General features: G+C 69.7%; 17 protein-coding genes. 8 read left to right on the forward strand and 9 right to left on the reverse strand.

Annotation, left to right across the window (positions count from 1 at the left end):
* The first annotated feature begins 6 nt into the window (after window positions 1-6).
* Window positions 7-564, forward strand: coding sequence for a phosphorylase family protein (locus tag ACWGSM_RS07745; protein ID WP_452322349.1), 558 nt, complete (start codon window positions 7-9; stop codon window positions 562-564).
* Here the strand turns inward: ACWGSM_RS07745 and ACWGSM_RS07750 are convergent, their stop codons facing one another.
* The 3 genes from ACWGSM_RS07750 to ACWGSM_RS07760 all read right to left on the reverse strand — a co-directional run bounded on the left by ACWGSM_RS07750 (window position 565) and on the right by ACWGSM_RS07760 (window position 5,130).
* Window positions 565-3,588 carry an AAA family ATPase gene (locus ACWGSM_RS07750; RefSeq protein WP_452322350.1) on the reverse strand — a complete coding sequence of 1,008 codons (3,024 nt, stop codon included), beginning with the start codon at window positions 3,586-3,588 and terminating at the stop codon, window positions 565-567.
* Window positions 3,588-4,748 (reverse strand): exonuclease SbcCD subunit D, encoded by a 1,161-nt coding sequence (locus ACWGSM_RS07755; protein WP_452322351.1) that lies wholly within the window; start codon window positions 4,746-4,748, stop codon window positions 3,588-3,590. The genes ACWGSM_RS07750 and ACWGSM_RS07755 overlap by 1 nt, the downstream gene beginning before the upstream one ends.
* 73 nt (window positions 4,749-4,821) lie before the next feature.
* Entirely contained in the window at window positions 4,822-5,130 is a 309-nt protein-coding gene (locus ACWGSM_RS07760; protein ID WP_452322352.1) for a GNAT family N-acetyltransferase, read from the reverse strand.
* Between the two features lie 335 nt (window positions 5,131-5,465).
* On the opposite strand from ACWGSM_RS07760, the gene ACWGSM_RS07765 reads away from it, so the two are divergent.
* Both ACWGSM_RS07765 and ACWGSM_RS07770 read left to right on the forward strand, forming a co-directional pair.
* Window positions 5,466-6,155, forward strand: a complete 690-nt coding sequence (locus ACWGSM_RS07765) for a winged helix-turn-helix domain-containing protein (protein ID WP_452322353.1) — start codon at window positions 5,466-5,468, stop codon at window positions 6,153-6,155.
* A 61-nt stretch (window positions 6,156-6,216) separates the two neighbouring features.
* Window positions 6,217-7,158: a DNA-3-methyladenine glycosylase family protein gene (locus tag ACWGSM_RS07770; protein WP_452322354.1), complete on the forward strand. Its 942-nt coding sequence runs from the start codon at window positions 6,217-6,219 to the stop codon at window positions 7,156-7,158.
* Between the two features lie 71 nt (window positions 7,159-7,229).
* Here ACWGSM_RS07770 and ACWGSM_RS07775 read toward each other — a convergent pair whose 3' ends face one another.
* Genes ACWGSM_RS07775 through ACWGSM_RS07790 form a run of 4 tightly spaced genes read right to left on the reverse strand, consistent with a single transcriptional unit; the run spans window position 7,230 to window position 11,094 of the window.
* The gene (locus ACWGSM_RS07775) at window positions 7,230-7,985 is read right to left on the reverse strand and encodes an iron ABC transporter ATP-binding protein (RefSeq protein ID WP_452322355.1); all 756 of its coding nucleotides are present in this window, start codon (window positions 7,983-7,985) and stop codon (window positions 7,230-7,232) included.
* Window positions 7,982-9,040, reverse strand: a complete 1,059-nt coding sequence (locus ACWGSM_RS07780) for an iron chelate uptake ABC transporter family permease subunit (RefSeq protein ID WP_452322356.1) — start codon at window positions 9,038-9,040, stop codon at window positions 7,982-7,984. Before ACWGSM_RS07780 ends, ACWGSM_RS07775 begins: the two co-directional genes overlap by 4 nt.
* Window positions 9,033-10,070: an ABC transporter permease gene (locus ACWGSM_RS07785; protein ID WP_452322357.1), complete on the reverse strand. Its 1,038-nt coding sequence runs from the start codon at window positions 10,068-10,070 to the stop codon at window positions 9,033-9,035. The genes ACWGSM_RS07780 and ACWGSM_RS07785 overlap by 8 nt, the downstream gene beginning before the upstream one ends.
* Before the next feature lie 31 nt (window positions 10,071-10,101).
* Window positions 10,102-11,094 (reverse strand): siderophore ABC transporter substrate-binding protein, encoded by a 993-nt coding sequence (locus tag ACWGSM_RS07790; protein WP_452322358.1) that lies wholly within the window; start codon window positions 11,092-11,094, stop codon window positions 10,102-10,104.
* A gap of 85 nt (window positions 11,095-11,179) precedes the next feature.
* Here ACWGSM_RS07790 and ACWGSM_RS07795 point away from each other — a divergent pair, with 85 nt between their 5' ends.
* The 3 genes from ACWGSM_RS07795 (at window position 11,180) to ACWGSM_RS07805 (ending at window position 13,528) form a co-directional block, all read left to right on the forward strand.
* Window positions 11,180-11,947, forward strand: coding sequence for a siderophore-interacting protein (locus tag ACWGSM_RS07795; RefSeq protein ID WP_452322359.1), 768 nt, complete (start codon window positions 11,180-11,182; stop codon window positions 11,945-11,947).
* Between the two features lie 140 nt (window positions 11,948-12,087).
* Window positions 12,088-12,924 carry an alpha/beta fold hydrolase gene (locus tag ACWGSM_RS07800; protein WP_452322360.1) on the forward strand — a complete coding sequence of 279 codons (837 nt, stop codon included), beginning with the start codon at window positions 12,088-12,090 and terminating at the stop codon, window positions 12,922-12,924.
* Between the two features lie 190 nt (window positions 12,925-13,114).
* Entirely contained in the window at window positions 13,115-13,528 is a 414-nt protein-coding gene (locus ACWGSM_RS07805) for a VOC family protein (RefSeq protein ID WP_452322361.1), read from the forward strand.
* Window position 13,529: 1 nt separating this feature from the next.
* Here ACWGSM_RS07805 and ACWGSM_RS07810 read toward each other — a convergent pair whose 3' ends face one another.
* On the reverse strand, window positions 13,530-13,853 hold the full coding sequence (locus tag ACWGSM_RS07810) for a RidA family protein (RefSeq protein ID WP_452322362.1): 324 nt from the start codon (window positions 13,851-13,853) through the stop codon (window positions 13,530-13,532).
* Between ACWGSM_RS07810 and ACWGSM_RS07815 the strand changes: the two genes are divergently transcribed.
* Window positions 13,783-14,814, forward strand: coding sequence for an FUSC family protein (locus tag ACWGSM_RS07815; RefSeq protein ID WP_452322363.1), 1,032 nt, complete (start codon window positions 13,783-13,785; stop codon window positions 14,812-14,814). The genes ACWGSM_RS07810 and ACWGSM_RS07815 overlap by 71 nt on opposite strands.
* 23 nt (window positions 14,815-14,837) lie before the next feature.
* Here ACWGSM_RS07815 and thrC read toward each other — a convergent pair whose 3' ends face one another.
* Window positions 14,838-16,256 (reverse strand): threonine synthase, encoded by a 1,419-nt coding sequence (gene thrC / locus ACWGSM_RS07820; protein ID WP_452322364.1) that lies wholly within the window; start codon window positions 16,254-16,256, stop codon window positions 14,838-14,840.
* 140 nt (window positions 16,257-16,396) lie between these two features.
* Between thrC and ACWGSM_RS07825 the strand changes: the two genes are divergently transcribed.
* On the forward strand, window positions 16,397-16,855 hold the full coding sequence (locus tag ACWGSM_RS07825) for a carboxymuconolactone decarboxylase family protein (protein ID WP_452322365.1): 459 nt from the start codon (window positions 16,397-16,399) through the stop codon (window positions 16,853-16,855).
* Window positions 16,856-16,917: the final 62 nt, after the last annotated feature.

A 16,917-nucleotide genomic window follows, 5' to 3' on the forward strand; every position in this document is an offset into this window, starting at 1 on the left:
GGTGGCGTGAGACTTCTCGTCGCTGCCCTGGCATCCGAACTTCAGGCCTTCCCCGCTGAGCTGCCCGGATTCGATCGGCTGGTGACCGGCCCCGGTAAGCTCATGGCCGCCTACGGGCTGACCCGCGCGCTCGATGCCCGGCGCTACGACGAGATCGTCGTGGTCGGCACCGCGGGCGCGGTGGACGATTCGGTCGAGTCGGGGATCTATGACGTGAGCGCGGCGATCCAGCACGACGTGCAGGATCTCGACGGCGTGATCGGGCAGCACGTGTCGCTGCCGTCTCGGGTCGAGACCGGTCGCGACGGGGTGACGATCGCGACGGGCGACATCTTCGTCGACGACGCCGACGCGGTGGCCCGGATCCGCGGACTCGGCGGCGTGCTGGTCGACATGGAGACGTTCTCGTTCATCTGGGTGGCGCAGCAGTTCGACGTGCCGATCCGTGTGATGCGCGTGGTCTCGGACCGCGCTCAGGACGGCGCGACGCAGGTGTGGGATGACGTCGTCGCGGCGTGCAGCGCGCAGCTCTGGCAGCACATGCGCAGCGAGTACGCGGTCTGATCAGCCCGCGCGCCGCGGGGCGTCGATGACGCTGTGCCCGTCGGGAACCGTGCGCACGCTCAGCTGGGCGGGAATCTGCTCCTGCATCGCCTCGACGTGACTGATGACCCCGACCGTGCGCCCGCCCTGGCGCAGCTCGTCGAGGGTGCGCATCGCCGTCTCGAGCGTGTCGGCGTCGAGTGAGCCGAATCCCTCGTCGATGAAGAGGGTGTCGAGCCGGATGCCTCCGGCGCGCGCCGTGACGACCTCGGCCAGCCCCAGCGCCAGCGCGAGCGACGACAGGAACGTCTCACCGCCGGAGAGCGACTTGGCGGGTCTGGTCTGCCCGGTGAACGCGTCGAAGACGACGATGCCGAGGCCGGATGCCGCGCCGCGCGCCGCGAGCGCGTCGGAGTGGCGCAGCTGATAGCGGCCATCGGACATGTCGTGCAGGCGCAGGTTGGCGGCAGCGACGATCTCTTCGAGCTCGGCGGCGAGCACGAACGTCTCGAGGTTCATCTTGTGCGTGTTCCCCGACCGGCCGGCGAGCGCATCGGCGAGACCCCGGATCACCTCGAACTCGGCGGCCTGATCCGCCGACGCCTCATGGGCGCGCGCTGCGAAGTCGACGGTCGCTGCGAGACCCTCCTGCACGCTGCGCGCGCGGCTGTCGGCGTCGACCGCTCTCTGCCAGGCGTCGCGAGCGTGCTGCGCGGTCTGCTCGGCGGGCGCCAGGTCGATCGGCTCTTCGGGAAGCACGCGCATCTCGAGGTCGAGCAGCAGCGCGCGCTCTTTCTTCACGTCGACCGCGTACGCCGTGATGCGATCGTCGAGCGCCGAGAGCTCGGTCGCGCTGAGCATGGCCTGCTCGGCATCGGTGACGTCGACGAAGACCGAGGCGTCGAGCGCCTCGGTGAGCTCGGCGGCCGCCGCGCGGTCCCGCCCGGCGGCGTCGGCGTGCGCCTCGATCGCCTCAGCCGCAGCGGTGGCGAGGGCGATCTGCGCCCGCGCCTCGGCGATCCGGCCGGCGACCGTTTCGTGCTCGCCGCGCGCCTGCACGACGACGGCGTCGGCGTCGGCGTTGCGCTGCTCGACCAGTGACAGGTCTGTGCGGGAGGTGGCGAGGGTGTCGGATGTCGCCGCTCGGCGCTGCTCGAGGTCGGCGAGGCCGAGCCGCAGCTCGTCGAGTCTCGCGGTGAGCTGCCGCGCGCGAGCGGCGGCGGTGTCGGCGGCGTCTCGGGCGGCGACGGCCTGGGCGAGGTGTTCGCTCGCGTCGTCGACGCTGAGACCGCCGGAGCGCTCGAGGGCGGCGGCGAGTTCGGCGGTGCGTTCGGCGAGGGTGCGCGACGCGGCGCGCTCGGCGGTCGCGGCCGCGTCGCGTGCGACCTCAGCGCCGTCGATGTCGGCGGCCGACACCGGGTCGGCGTGCGCGGCCGGCGCCGGATGCGCGGTCGAGCCGCACACGGCACAGGGCTCACCGTCGACGAGAGCCGTCGCGAGTTCGCCGGCGTATCCATCGAGACGGCGCCGTCGCAGGTGTGCGAGTTCAGCCTGGGCTCGGGTGTGCGCATCCGAGGCATCGGACTCGGCGGAGGCTGCTGCGGCCACGGCCGCTCTCAGACGCTCTGCATCCAGGGCACCCGCGTGCTGCTTCTCGGCGAGCGCGACGCCCTGCGCAGCGCTGTCGAGCCGGTCGCCGTCGCGACGTGCGAGGTCGCGTTCGGCGGTCAGCTCGTCGATTCGCGCGGGGAGCGCCGCTCGCTCGGCGTCGAGGGCGGCGAGCGCCTTGGATGCCGTGCGCGCCGCCGTCCGAGCCGCGTCGAGCTCGGTGGCGCGTTGCGCTGCGCCGGCTTCGAGCTCGGCTGCCTGCTGCCAGGCACCGCACTCGCGCGTGCGCTCGGATGCCAGGTCGCGGTAGGCGACGGCGTCGGGAGCCGTGCGGTCGGAGTGCGCGCTGGGCGACGTCGCATCCGCACGAACGAGGCCCGCGGCGGCGGTGACGGCGACATCCTCGGCTTGCGCGGCGGCGGCGCGGGCGGCGGATGCCCGGGTCGCGGCGGTGATGAGGGTGCGCAGAGCGTCGGCCGCGCGGGCGCGGTCACGCCGGGTCGTGGCATCCGCGATCTGGCCGGCCTGCGCGTCCAACGCGGCGAGCGCCGAGCGCGCGCGGTCGCGGTCGGACTGCGCCTGGCGCTGCTCCTTGAGCACGGTGAGCGCGTCGTCGGCCGACGCGAGCACCTTCTCCGCGGCGACCCGCTCGGTGCCGAGCCGCTCGACGCGGTAGTCGGCGCGGGCCATCGCGCGGCGAAGACGTTCGATCCTGGCATCCGTCGTGTCCGGGACGCCGTCGGCGTCGTCGCCCCACAGCTCGGCATCGCCGACGATCCGCTCGGCCTCGTCGAGGCGTGCGTCGACCGTCGCCCTGCTGCCGCCCAGCGACTGCTCGGCATCGCGGCGGCGCTCGTCGAAACGGGCCTGATAGTCGGCGAACCGCTCGGTGCCGAACAGGCGGCGCAGCAGCGCCTGGCGTTCTCGGCTGTCGGCGAGCAGGAAGTCGGCGAACCGGTTCTGCGCAAGCAGGATGACCTGCAGGAACTGCTCCTGCGTGAGCTGGAGGATCTCGTCCATCGCGTTCGCGACATCGACGGCACGAGCCGCGACCCCCACCCACCCGGCATCGGTGAGCTCGTCCAGCGACACGGCGGCCGCCTGCTTGGTGAGCCCCCCGCCGCGCCTGGCCGGGCGCTGGTACTCGGGCGAGCGCGCCACGCGATACCGGCCGGCGACCGTGCTGAACTCGACGACCACCTCGGTGATGTCGTCGGGCTCGCAGTGGTCGCTGCGCAGACGCTTCTCGCCGCCCTTCTCGTAGCGCGGCACTCCGCCGTACAGCCCGAAGCACACGGCATCGAGGATGCTCGACTTGCCCGCGCCGGTGCGCCCGGCGATGAGGAAGATGCCGTCATCGGCGAAGGCGTCGAAGTCGATGCTCTGCCGCTCGCGGAATGGCCCGAACCCTTCGATCTCGAGGCGGTGCAGCTGCATCAGACGAGCGCCTCGGCGCGCACCCGGTCGTCGAGCACCTCACGGATCAGCTCGGCCTCACGCTCGGTCGCGCCCTGGCCCGCACGCACGTGCTCGAGGAACGCCTCGATGCGGTCGGCGTCGCTGACGGCGGCACGCAGGCGCTGCGTGTACGAGCGCTCGTCAGCGGCATCCGCCCCCTCGGGCTGGTGCTGCACGAGCGCGCAGAACGGGAACCGCTCGCGCAGCCGCCGCATCGGCTCGTGCTGCGGCACGGCGTCGGTGTAGATCGCGCACACCCAGTCGTCGCCGTGACGGGCGGCGTTCTCGTCGCTGAGGATCTCGTCGAGGGTGCCGGTGAGCGTCACGAGAGCGCGCGGAATCGGAAGATCAAGCCACTCGACCGACGCGAGGCCGGCCGCGTCGAGGTCGACCAGCCAGGAGCCGCGCTGCTTGTGCTGCTCGCCGAAGCTGTAGTGCAGGGGCGCGCCGCAATAGCGCACCCGGTCGCTCAGCTGCTGCCGGCCGTGGATGTGCCCCAGGGCCACGTAGTCGGGCCCGTCGAAGCCGGCCAGCGGCACCATGTCGAGCCCGCCCTGTCGCACCTCGCGCTCGAGCCCCGCCGTCGGGTCGACCCCGGCTGCGAAGCAGTGCGCGATCGCGACCGACCGCCCGGCGTGGGCCGTCACGCCCTCTCGCACCAGATCCATGGCGTGCTGCATCACCTGAGCCTGCGTGCGCAGCAGGCGCTCGTCGTCGTTCCAGTGCTGGCGGACGATGGCGGGCTCGAGGTACGGGATGCCGAAGAAGTGCACCGGGCCGTGCTCATCGTGCACGGTGACGGGCGTCGAGATCTCGAGCGGGTCGGTGAGCACGTGGATGCCGTCGCGCAGCAGGCGGGAGTGGAAGCCCAGCCGAGCGGCGGAGTCGTGGTTGCCGCTCGTCATGACCACGGTGGCGCCGGTCTCGTGCAATGCCAGCAGGGCGTCGTCGAGCAGTGTGTAGGCGGATGCCGCAGGCGTGGCGGAATCGAACACGTCGCCCGCGACGATCACCACGTCGACCGCGTGCTCGCGCACCTGTGCGACGAGCGCGTCGAGCACCTCGGCCAGCGCCGCGAGCGTGGAGTGCCCGTGGAACGTGCGGCCGATGTGCCAGTCGGAGGTGTGCAGGATGCGCATATCCACACGGTATGCGGGGCCCCCGACATCGTGTCCGAGGCGTGCCGCGCTCCGGCGCACTGCCCGGACCGCCTCAGCGGCGGCGCAGCAGATGCCGCCTGTCGGGATGCGCGTCGAACCAGTCGGCGACGTACCAGCACACCGGGTCGATGCGGCGGTCGCCGCGAGCCTCGATCTCGGCGACGGCGCCCGCCACCACACGGGCGGCGTACCCGTGCCCGCGATGCGCCGGGATCGTGTAGGCGCGCGTCATCGCGACGGTGGCGCCGTCATCGCGGTAGTCGAGCACGCTCAGCAGTTCGCCGTCGCGGGCGAGGGTCCAGCGCGCGGCATCCTGGTCATCGCGGAACACGAAATCAGCGGCATCGGCGGTTGAGTTCATCTCTGCAACGTTACGTCGTGTTTCGCGCGCGGGATCGTCACGTTTTGACATGGCAGGTCACGGTGGGAAATAATCGCCCCCATGACCACCAACGCAAGCCCTCTGTCCGCCCAGGAGGCGAACGGGACTGCCGGGATGATGATGCCCGGTCGCGTTGGCATGTGTTGCCGAATGTGTTGCTAAGGCGCAACCACCCAGCCTGACTCGCTGAATTCTCCTCGATCTGAGGACGAGTCTCTGAGCGCCCACCCTTCGCGCTCATCACCCCACCGGCTCCGCCCGGTCATTCGTGCAACGCTCTCCGAGTTCCTCGGCTCACGCAAGGATCCATCATCATGTCGACCACCGCTCTTCTCGACCGTCCCGTCACCGCTCCCGTCCGCGCCATCTCGGCGGCAGACGCCGCCGCCGACCTCCCCTCCGTCCGCTCGCCCCGCGGCTTCGCGCTCTACGTCGGCATCGACGAGATCAAGGCCGCCGCGTCGGGGGTCAGCCTGCCCGTGCTCGTCGACGCGCTGCGCCGCACGCTCGCCGAACTCGCTCCGAGCGCCGAGACGCACGCCACCGTCGCCCTCGCGCCGCAGTCGGCCGGCGGCCGCGACCTCGACGTGGTGCGCCTCGCCCTGCACGAGCCCGGCGCCATCGCCCGGGCCAACGCCGCGGTCGAGGAGGAGAAGGACGAGGAGTCGGGCGTCGTCGTCGACATCTCCCGCAAGCGCGTGCTGCTCGACGGCGAATCCGCCTCGTTCACCTACAAGGAGTTCGAGCTGCTGCAGTACCTGGTGCTGCGCGAGGGCCGCACGATCGAGCGCAGCGAGCTCGTCTCGGCTCTGTGGCAGGCGTCGTCCGACGAGGAGGCCCCCGGCGAGCGCACCATCGACGTGCACGTGCGTCGCCTGCGCGCCAAGCTCGGGCGCCATGAGGACATCGTGCGCACCGTGCGAGGCGTAGGCTACCGCTTCGACCGCCACGCCGACGTGTCGATCCGCTACGGCCACGGCACCCCGTCGCCCGACCGCTTCTGACGCTTCTCCTCCGGCGCTCCCTCCCGGGGCCGATGTCAGGGACGGCGCGTAAAGTGCCTGCATGACCCTGATGACGGATGCCGCCGCTCCCGCGCCGGCGCGCGAGTCCGTCTATCGTCCGCCGCATCCGCTTGACCTCGGCCGCACGGTGGGGATGCTGCGACGCGGCGGCGGCGATCCCACGATGGTCATCGACGGCGGGCGGATCTGGATGACCTTCCGGACGGATGCCGGGATCGCGACGCTGTGCCTTCGGCAGGGGTCCGACGGGATCCACGCCTCGGCCTGGGGGCCTGGCACCGAAGAGGCGCTCGACGCGGTGCCTCGGCTGTGCGGCGCCGAAGACGATGATGCCGGGTTCGTCATCGACCACCCACGGCTCGAAGACGTCGCGCGGCGGCATCCCGGCATCCGGATGGCTCGCACCGACCGCGTCTTCGACGCCCTCGCGTGCGCGATCATCGAGCAGAAGGTCACCGGCATGCAGGCGTTCGGCGCCTGGCGGTATCTCGTGAGCCGGTTCGGCGAGCGCGCCCCGGGCCCTGTGCCCCGTCCCATGTTCGCCTCCCCCTCCCACGAGGTGTGGCGCGGCATCCCGTCATGGCAATGGCACCGGGCGGCCGTGGAGCCCCCGCAGTCGCGCACCATCGTCGCCGCGGCGCGCCGCGGCGCGAGCGTCGAGCGTGCAGCTCTCGCCGCCGTCGACGGAGCCGACCGGGATCGCGTGCTGACGAGCCTTCACGGCGTGGGCGTGTGGACCTCCGCCGAGACGCGCATCCGGGCACTGGGCGACCCCGACGCCGTGAGCGTGGGCGATTACCACCTTGCTCACGAGGTCGGGTTCGCGCTCACCGGTCACCGCACTGATGACGTCGGGATGCTCGAGCTGCTCGCTCCGTGGAGCGGGCACCGGCAGCGCATCATCCGCCTGATCTGGGCATCCGGGTCTCGCGAGCCGCGCCGCGGCGCCCGCCTCGCCCCCGAGGACCACCGCGACCGCTGACTCGGGCCGTACCCTCGCCGCCTCACTGGCAGCGACTGCGGCACCTGTCGTCCCGCGGTGACCAGGGCGGGTCAGTAGTACACGGCGAGGGGACCCTGCGGGCCGTCGATCACCTGCACCGGCGTCTCGAACACGCGCGTGAGCACCTCGTCGGTCATGATCTCGGCGGGAGTGCCGAACTCGACGACCCGGCCGTCCTTCATGGCGCAGATGCGGTCGGCGTAGTGGCCGGCGAAGTTGATGTCGTGCAGCACGATGACGATCGTGCGGCCCAGCTCGTCGGCCGCGCGGCGCAGCTGCGCCATCATCGTGACCGCGTGCTTCATGTCGAGGTTGTTCAGCGGCTCGTCGAGCAGCACGACATCGGTATCCTGCGCGAGCACCATCGCGACGTATGCCCGCTGCCGCTGACCTCCGGACAGCTCGTCGAGGTAGCGGTGCTCGAGCTTCCCGAGGTCGAGGAAGTCGATCGCGCGGCTGATCACATCCTCATCCGCTCTGGTCAACCGGCCCTTCGAGTGCGGGAAGCGTCCGAAGCCGACCAGCTGGCGCACCGTCAGCCGGGTGACGAAGTGGTTCTCCTGACGCAGGATCGAGACGACCTTCGCAAGATCGGCCGATTTGGTCGAGGCGACGTCGAGTCCCGCGATCGCGATCGCACCGGCATCCATCCCCATCAGTCGGCCGACCATCGTGAGCAGCGTGGACTTGCCGGCGCCGTTCGGTCCGATCAGCGCCGTGATCCCCCCTTCGGGGATGACGAGGTCGACCGGCCCGATCGCGACATCGGTCGCGTACTCGCGACGAACCTTCTCGATGGTGATCACAGGCGGCCTTTCTTGAGGATGACGATGAGGAAGACGACCCCGCCGACCAGCTCGATGATGATCGAGACGACGCCCTGCGCGTAGAAGACGTTGCGCATCACGAAGTACGCGCCCGACAGGATCGTGAAGGCGGTCAGCACGGCCACAGGGAACACCAGACGGTGATCGTCGGACCCCGCGAACTGGTAGGCCAGCGTCGCGACGAGGAACCCGAGGAAGGTCATCGGCCCGACCAGCGCTGTCGACGTCGCCATCAGCATGGCGACCAGGAAAAGCGTGACCATCAGCTCGCGCCGGTGGTTCACGCCGAGCGCGTTCGCCGTGTCGGCGCCGAGCGCCATCACGTTGAGCCGGCGGGCGCGCATCCACAGCAGAGCGGATGCCACCACGCACAGCGGCACCGCCACCGGAAGGTACGAGGCGTCGGCGTTCGAGATGTTGCCGAACAGCCTGGCGGCGAGCACGTCGAATTCGCTGGGCGTGAGCAGGCGCTGCATGAACGTGGCGATCGCTCCGAGACCCCCGCCGATCACGATGCCGATCAGCAGCATGATCTGCAGGTTCGCGTAGCGGCCGGTGAGCAGCCAGCCGTAGAGCAGCATCGCGAGGGCCACCATGACGGCGATCTGGATGCCGAACTGCAGCAGCCCCTGCATCGCGACGAGGCCGGCGATGCCGAACAGGTAGACCGACGAGGTCTGCACGGCACGGTACAGGGATTCGAATCCGAGGATCGACGGGGTGACGATCCGGTTCGTCGCGACCGTCTGGAAGCTCACGGTCGCGACAGCCTGGCAGACGGCGACGATGATCATCACGAGCACGTTGGTGAAGCGCAGCTGAGCGATGCGCCAGAAGCCGACTGTTCCGAACGGCATCGGGTTGTCCCAGGCAAGCAGACCGATGCCGAACCCGGCCGAGAGGACGATCAGGATGGTGAGCACGATCAGGTAGCGGCGCCTGGCACGGGCATCCGCGAACCATCCCGCGGCGGCGCGCACCGGCGGCGGCTGCACCTCGTCCGGCCGCCTGAGCGCGTCTACCCGCCTAAGCACGACGACGCTGCCTGAGTAGGAGGAGCACGAACACGATCGCGCCGACGATGCCGAGAATGAGCGAGACCGGCACTTCGAACGGCATCACGATGATGCGGCCGATCAAGTCGCAGAGCGTGACGATCCCGATGCCGAGCAGGCACACCCACGGCAGGTTGCTGCGCAGGTCGTCGCCGCGCAGCATCGAGACGATGTTGGGCACGATCAGTCCGAGGAACGGCAGATTGCCGACGACCACGGTCACGATCCCGGTGACGACGGCGATGAGCGCGGTGCCGAGCAGCATGATGCGGTCATAGTCGAGCCCGACGTTGGTGGCGATCTCCTCGCCGAGGCCGGCGACGGTCAGGCGATCGGCGACGATGAACACGATCACGCCGACCACGGCGACGATCCACAGCATCTCGTACTGGCCTCGCAGCACCGAGGTGAAGCTGCCGGCGAACCAGACGCCCAGGCTCTGCAGCGTGTTGGTGGCGAGTGCGAGGTACGTCGACACGGCGCCGACGACTGCGCCGAGCATGATGCCCACGATCGGCACGATGAGCGACGAGCGCAGCGACACCCTCTTGAGGAAGAGGAAGAAGATCATCGTGCCGATGAACGCGGCGACGACGGCCCCCGCCATGCGCAGCGGCAGCGATGGGTGCGGCACGAGCACCATGACCGTGAGCAGGCCGAGTCCCGCCCACTCGGTGGTGCCGGTCGTGGTCGGCTCGACGAAGCGGTTCTGCGTGAGCAGCTGCATGACGAGTCCGGCCATCGCCATGGATGCTCCCGCGAGCACGAGCGCGATGGTGCGGGGGATGCGCGTGATCTGGAACATCTCGACGCCGTCAGGGCCGCCCGAGATGTCGTAGACGCCGGTGAACAGCGAGGCGACCAGCAGGGCTGCGACGACGAGGATGCCGATCAGCAGCTTGCCGTCGAAGAGACGCCCGCGGGTCGCCGCGCTCCCGCGCCCGGCGGTAGCGGGAGCAGGTGCAGACAGAGGAATGGTGCGTGTCATGGTGCGGGTGCGCGGTGGCATCCGGAGTCGGTCGGATGCCACCGCGCGGGTGTCACTTCGCGGACTTCTCGAGCGCGTCGGCGAAGTCGTTGAGGAAGGTCGTGTACGTCTGGATGCCCTCGTTGAGGTACGTGTCGGTGGGCATGTAGACGATCTGGTCGTCCTTGACGGCGGTGACGGATGTCAGCGCCTCGGAGTTCTCGAGGATCTCGGCGGCCTGCACGTAGCCGGGCTCGCGGTCGGCGAACACGGCGTCACGGTCCATGACGAGGATCCAGTCGGGGTTGGACTTCGCGATGGCCTCGACCGAGATGTCGTCGCCCTGGTGGTCGTCGGTGGCGCCCTCGATCTCGAGCGCAGGGGTGAGGCCGAGGATGTCGAAGATCGGACCGAGCGTGCGGCCGGCCGTGGGTGCGATGTAGCCGATCTCGCCGCCCGACGTGGTGACCGCCATGACCGAGTCGGCGTCGTCGTACGCGTCCTTCACGCGGGCGACGGCGGCGTCGAAATCGTCGACGAGCTTCTTCGCCTCCTTCTGCTTGCCGAAGATCTCGCCGAGCACGGTCACCTGCCGCTTGAGCTCGTCGTCGAACGGCTCGCCTTCGCGAGGGTCGAGCTCGAGGATGGTGGCGTCCGGCACGAGGTTCGCGATCTTGTCGTGGTGCTGGGTGAAGCGCTGACCGTTGATGATGAGGTCGGGCTCGACGGCGACGATCGACTCGAGGTCGGGCTCGTTGTGGTTGCCCAGGTCGATGATGCTGTCGTCGGCCTTGTAGTCGACGGTCGTGGGCATGAGGGCGACGGCTCCGGCGCTGAGCTCGACGCCCCAGTCGCTGAGGGTCTGGAAGGTGCGGTTGTCGGTGGCCACGACAGACTTCGGCGGGGTGGAGATCTTGTGCGTGCCGTTGTTGTCCTCGATGGTGACGGTGGCGCTGGTGGGCGCGGCCTCTTCGGCTTCGGCAGCGGGGCCCGCGGCGCAGCCGGCGAGCGCGAGGACGCTGACGAGACCGAGTGCGGTTCCGCCGAGGATTCGGGGCATGGACATGGAGAGTCTCCTGTTCTGCGGGGATGGTGCGCGAGCCGCGCGGCGGCGAGTGCGATCTCGCCGCGACTTAGGTTAGCCTTACTTTATGAGCGAAGTGAAATCAGGTTTCTCGATCGAACGGCAGGGAATCGATCTGCGCTTCCGCGCCGCCGCCCTGGCCGAGCGGGAATGGCTCGCGCCGAGCTACGTGCGCGTGCGGCTGACCGGCGCGGAGCTCGCCGGCTTCGAATCGCTGGGCGCGGACGACCACATGCGCCTGTTCTTCGCTGCCTCGGCCACCGAATCGGTCGACGAGCTGCGCGCCTCGCCGAGCCGCGAGTACACCCCGCTCGCATGGGGCGAGGACTGGCTCGACGTCGAGTTCGCCGTGCACGGCGGCGAGGGTGTGGGCGCACCGTGGGCGGCATCCGCTCCGCTCGGCTCGTTCGTGGGCGTCGGCGGGCCGCGCGGCTCTGCGGTGCTGACCGGCACGCCCGGCTCGTGGATGCTGGTCGGCGACGAGACCGCGATCCCGGCGATCCGTCGGTTCGCGGCGATGATTCCCGCAGGTGCGCCGGCGCGGATCGTGGTCGAGGTGGTCTCGCCGGCCGACCAGGTCGACATCGACGCGCCGGTCGCCGTCGAGTGGCTGCACCGCGGAGACGCGCCGGCCGGGTCGTCGCTGATCGCCTTCCTCAACGGTCTCGACGAGACTGATGCCGTGGGCGCCGACCCCTTCGTCTTCATCGCCGCCGAGCAGCAGATCGTCAGACCCGGCCGCGCGCTGCTGGCTCGCTGGGACGTCGACGTGTCGAAGGCGATCGTGAAGGGCTACTGGAAGCGCGACGAGGCGGAGTACCACGCTCCACACTGACGCTTTGCCGCTCTCGCCTTAGTGCGTTCCGGCGAGACTTGGTTTCCAGCACCAGACGGATGCCCTGAACCTGAGGCTCGTGCTGGAACGCAAGTCTCGAGCACCCGCCGGGGTGGGAACGCGTGCGACAGACTGAACGCATGCCTGATCCGACTTCTCGCGTGCAGCCCGTGCTCGCCGAAGCCGATCTCTTCGACGCGCACCCGGCTGAGTCGAACGGCACGGGGGTGCTGCTGCTCGCCGGCTCCAGTGGACGACTCGAGAGCGGCCGAGCGATGCTGCTCGCGACGCACGGCGCTCGAGTGCGAGCGGTGCGATGGTTCGGCGGCGAGGATCAGCGGCCCACCCCCCATGAGGTGCCGATCGAGCTGTTTATCGAGCAGATAGGCGTTCTCCGCCGAGACTGCGACCGCGTGATCGCATTCGGAACGTCCTTCGGCGCAGAAGCGGCGCTGGTGACGGCGACCCTCTGCTCGGTCGACGCGGTGATCGCTGTAGCTCCGACCTCGATCGTGTGGGCAGGTGCACACGACGGCGCCTGGTCGTCGCACTGGACACTCGCCGGTGATCCGCTGCCATACACATCCTTCGATCACGACTGGGCTCCGGATGCCGATCCGCCCGCGTTCCGCAGCCTCTACTCCTCGAGCATGCAGCGCTTCCCCAAGAAAGCGGCGGCAGCCCGCATCCCCGTCGAGAAGATCACGGGTGACGTGCTGCTGGTCGCGGGCGGAGACGATCAGGTCTGGCCATCCGCCTGCTTCGCGCAGCAGATCATCTCGGCGAGAGAGAAAGCAGGGCTCCGTAGCACGCTGGTCTCGCATCCGGATGCCGGGCACCGGCTGCTTCTGCCCGGCGAGCAGCCGGCCACCGGTGGAATGCGGATGGCTCGCGGAGGCACGCCGAAGGCGGACGCAGAGCTCGGCGAACGAGCATGGCCGCAGATCCTCCGGGTTCTCGACCGGCGCTCGGCCTGAGCGCCTCGCGAAACGCAGGAGGTCTCACGAAATGCAGGAGGGATGCCTGACATCGCTCCTCCATTTCACGCGAACCACTGTGATTCGTGTGCCGCGTTGGCGGCAGGCAACAGCCATTGCGCAGGCCGGCGACGCGGCGAATACTTATCGACGCCACCACGTCCGACATCCGCCTGCGAAAAGAGGAATCATGCCCATCCTCAACCCGTACCTCTCGTTCCGCGACAACGCACGCGAGGCTCTTGAGCGCTACCAGCATGTGCTCGGCGGCGAGCTGCAGATCATGACGTTCGGCTCGATGCCGGAACTGCCTCAAGACTCGAGCGAGCGCGAACTCGTCCTGCACGGTCAGCTCACCACCGACGACGGCCTGATCCTGATGGCCTCCGACACTCCGGCGCACATGGAGTACCAGGAACCGCAGGGCGTCGCCATCTCGATCAGCGGCACCGAGGTCGACCGGCTGCGCGCGATCTGGGACGGGCTGCTCGACGGCGGCACCGCGACAGCGCCGCTCGGTGCCGCGCCGTGGGGCGGCGATTTCGGCATGCTCGTCGACCGGTTCGGCGTCGCCTGGATGCTCTCGATCGACACCGGGTCGTGAATCAGTCGACGAGCGCTGCGACGGCTTCGATCTCGACGAGCTGATCGTCGCACCCGAGCACCGTGACGGCCTGGCGCGTCGAGGCGACGAGCACACGTGTGCTGATCACATCGGTCAGATCGGCGACCGCTGCTGCGAGTGCGCCGCGCAACGTCGCGATGCACTGCGCGGCCTGGCCGGCGTGATCGCCGACCGCAGCCGTCGTGCCGTCGGCATTCAGCGGGCACGCGCCCGCTCGCTGGGAGAATGGTCGGGTGAGCCTGTTCGCCTTCGGTCCCTCCCGCGGCCCGCGCTGGCAGCTCGGGCTGCAGGCGGCTCTGGGCATCGCGGTACCGGTCGCGGTGATGACGATGCTCGGCCAGCCCATGCTCGGCTACATCGCCGCATCCGGAGCGTTCACCGTGCTGTTCGCCGGATCTCTGCCGGTCGTCGAGCGGGCGATGATGCTGCCGTTCGTGGGCGGCGGTCTCATCATCTGCGCGGCGCTCGGCGTCGCAGCCGCACACACCCCCCTGCTGGTCAGCATCGGCATCGTCCTGGTCGCGATCGTGAGCGCGGCCCTCGCCTTCGGGTACCGGCTGGGTCCACCCGGCCCGCTGTTCTTCGTGCTCGTGTTCGGGCTGTCGGCCACAGTGATGCGATCCGCTCCGATCACGCCCGCCGGCTACATCGTCGCGATCGCCGCCGGATGCGCGTTCTCGTACCTGATCGCGGTGTCGCCGCTGGTGCTGGCGAGGGTCCGCGCCCGCCCCGCTCGTCCACTGCGACAGCTCTTCCACGGCCCGTCATGGGATGCGGATGCCCGGATGCTGGTGCTGCGCGTCGTGCTCGTGAGCGTGACCGGCGTGATCGTGAGCCTCTTCCTCGACCCCGCGCGGGCCTACTGGATCGTCGGCGCCGCGGTCGCCGTGATCGGCATCGCCTCGAGCAGGCGGGCGGCGCTGCAGCGCGCGACGCACCGGATGCTGGGCACGATCGCGGGCGCCGGAGTGTACGCCCTGCTCGCGCTGCTGCATCCGAGCGGCCTGTGGCTGGCGGCACTGCTGGGAGTGCTGCAGTTCACGATCGAGCTGGTGGTCGTGCGTCACTACGCGCTGGCACTCATGCTCATCACGCCGCTGGTGCTGCTTCTTCTCGGCGCGGCGACCGGAAGCACCGGCGACATGTCGGTCGCCCTGGAGCGGGTGATCGACACTCTCGCGGGCGCCGCACTGGGCGCCCTCTCGGGGCTGCTGCACCCCCGCGAGCAGCCGCTCGACCACGCGGCCGCGCAGCCGCGCGGCTGACAGCGCGCGCAGGACCCCGGAGGTCAGCGCAGCGCGTGCTCCGCGACGAAGGCGCGCAGCGCCTGCTCGTCGTCGGCCATCTCGGTCACGCGCTGCGGAGCGGCCATCATCTCGCGCAGCTCCGGTGAGAACTCCAGTTCGACGCCGATCGCCTCGGTGATCGTCTCGGCGAATTTCTCAGGCTTCGCCGTCTCCAGCACGAGCATCGGCACCTCGGCTTCGACGTGCTCGCGGGCGACCTTCACGCCGTCCGCGGTGTGCGGGTCGATGATCTCGCCGGTCTCGTCGTACACCGAGCGGATCGTGGCGAGGCGGTCGGCGTGGGTCGACGTGCCGCTGACGATGCCGAACTCGCTCTCGAAGCGAGGCTGCTCGGCCGAGAAGTCGATGGCGCCGACGGCGTCGAGCGCGTCCCACGCCGCGACCGCTCGAGCAGGGTCGCGATCGACCAGGTCGAAGATGAAGCGCTCGAGGTTCGATGCCTTCGAGATGTCCATCGACGGGCTCGACGTGGCGTGCGTGTCGGCGGCCGAGCGGGGGCGGTAGACACCGGTGCGGAAGAACTCGTCGAGCACGTTGTTCTCGTTCGCGGCCAGCACCAGACGGCGGATCGGCACACCCATGCCCTTGGCGAAGAAGCCCGAGAGGATGTTGCCGAAGTTGCCCGACGGCACGGTGAACGAGACCTCGAAACCCTCACGGAACTCGGGCTCGACGGCATCCGTCACCCGCAGCCACGCCCAGAAGTAGTAGACGACCTGCGCGGCGATGCGGCCGAGGTTGATCGAGTTGACCGCGCCGAGATTCTGCGCGCGCTTGAACTCGAGGTCACCGGCGAGCTTCTTGACGAGGTTCTGGCAGTCGTCGAAGACCCCGTCGACGGCGATGTTGTGCACGTTCTCGTCGTGCAGCGAGTACATCTGCGCGCGCTGGAACGAGCTCATCCGCCCCTGCGGCGAGAGCATGAACACCGACACGCGCTCCTTGCCGCGCAGCGCGTGCTCTGCAGCCGATCCGGTGTCGCCCGAGGTCGCACCGACGATGTTCAGCACGCGGTCCTTCTTCTCGAGGACGTACTCGAGCACCTGGCCGAGGAACTGCATCGCCATGTCCTTGAACGCCAGCGTCGGCCCCTCCGAGAGCCCGACGAGCGTGAGCCCGCCGCCGATCGAGCGCAGCGGCACCACGGCATCCGGGAAGTCGGCGTATGCCGCAGCCGTCATCCGCGCGAGGTCTTCGCGGGGGATGTCGGTGGCGAACAGCGAGAGCACCTCGGTGGCGAGCCGCGGGTAGGTGAGGGCCCGCCAGCGCTCCAGCGTCTCGCTGCCGACCTGCGGCAGCTCCTGCGGCACGGCCAGCCCGCCATCGGGCGCGAGCCCCTCGAGCAGCGTCTCACTGAACGGCTGCGGCTGCATGCCGCCGCGGGTGGAGATGTACAGCACGAGGGCTCCTCGGGTCGTCGGGCCTCCATTCTCGCAGGATCGCCGCGACGACGAGGCCGGATGACACCTGTCACACATCGAGCACCCCGCACGACACACACATGACGGCATCGATCGGATGCCAGGCAGAGAGGACCATCATGACCAGGATCGACATGGCTCGCACGAACAAGCTCGGCTACGCCGCCGTGATCGGGATGGAGGCGTACTCGAGCAGGGCTGTGGAGAAGCGCCTGTACGAGCTCATCAAGCTGCGCGCCTCGATCTTGAACGGCTGCGGCTTCTGCGTCGACATGCACGCGACCGCCGGCGCGAAGCACGGCATCCCGCAGCGCACGATGCACGCCGTCGGCGCATGGCAGCACGCGCGCAACCTCTTCGAGCCGAAGGAGCTCGCCGCTCTCGCGCTGACCGACGCGATCACGAAGCTCGGCCCCGACACGGTGACCGACGAGATCTGGGATGCCGCAGCCGAGCACTTCGACGACGCGCAGCTCGGTGCGATCGTGATGGCGATCTGCACGATCAACGTGTGGAACCGCATCGCGATCGCCACCGAGATCGCACCGCCGGTCGATGACAAGCACCCGGTCGTGTGAGCACGACGGCAGTCGCCGAGCACGACGGCCGTCGATGCACCCCGGGCGGTAGCGTGAGCGAC

This window comes from Microbacterium sp. NPDC055521 (assembly GCF_053619695.1).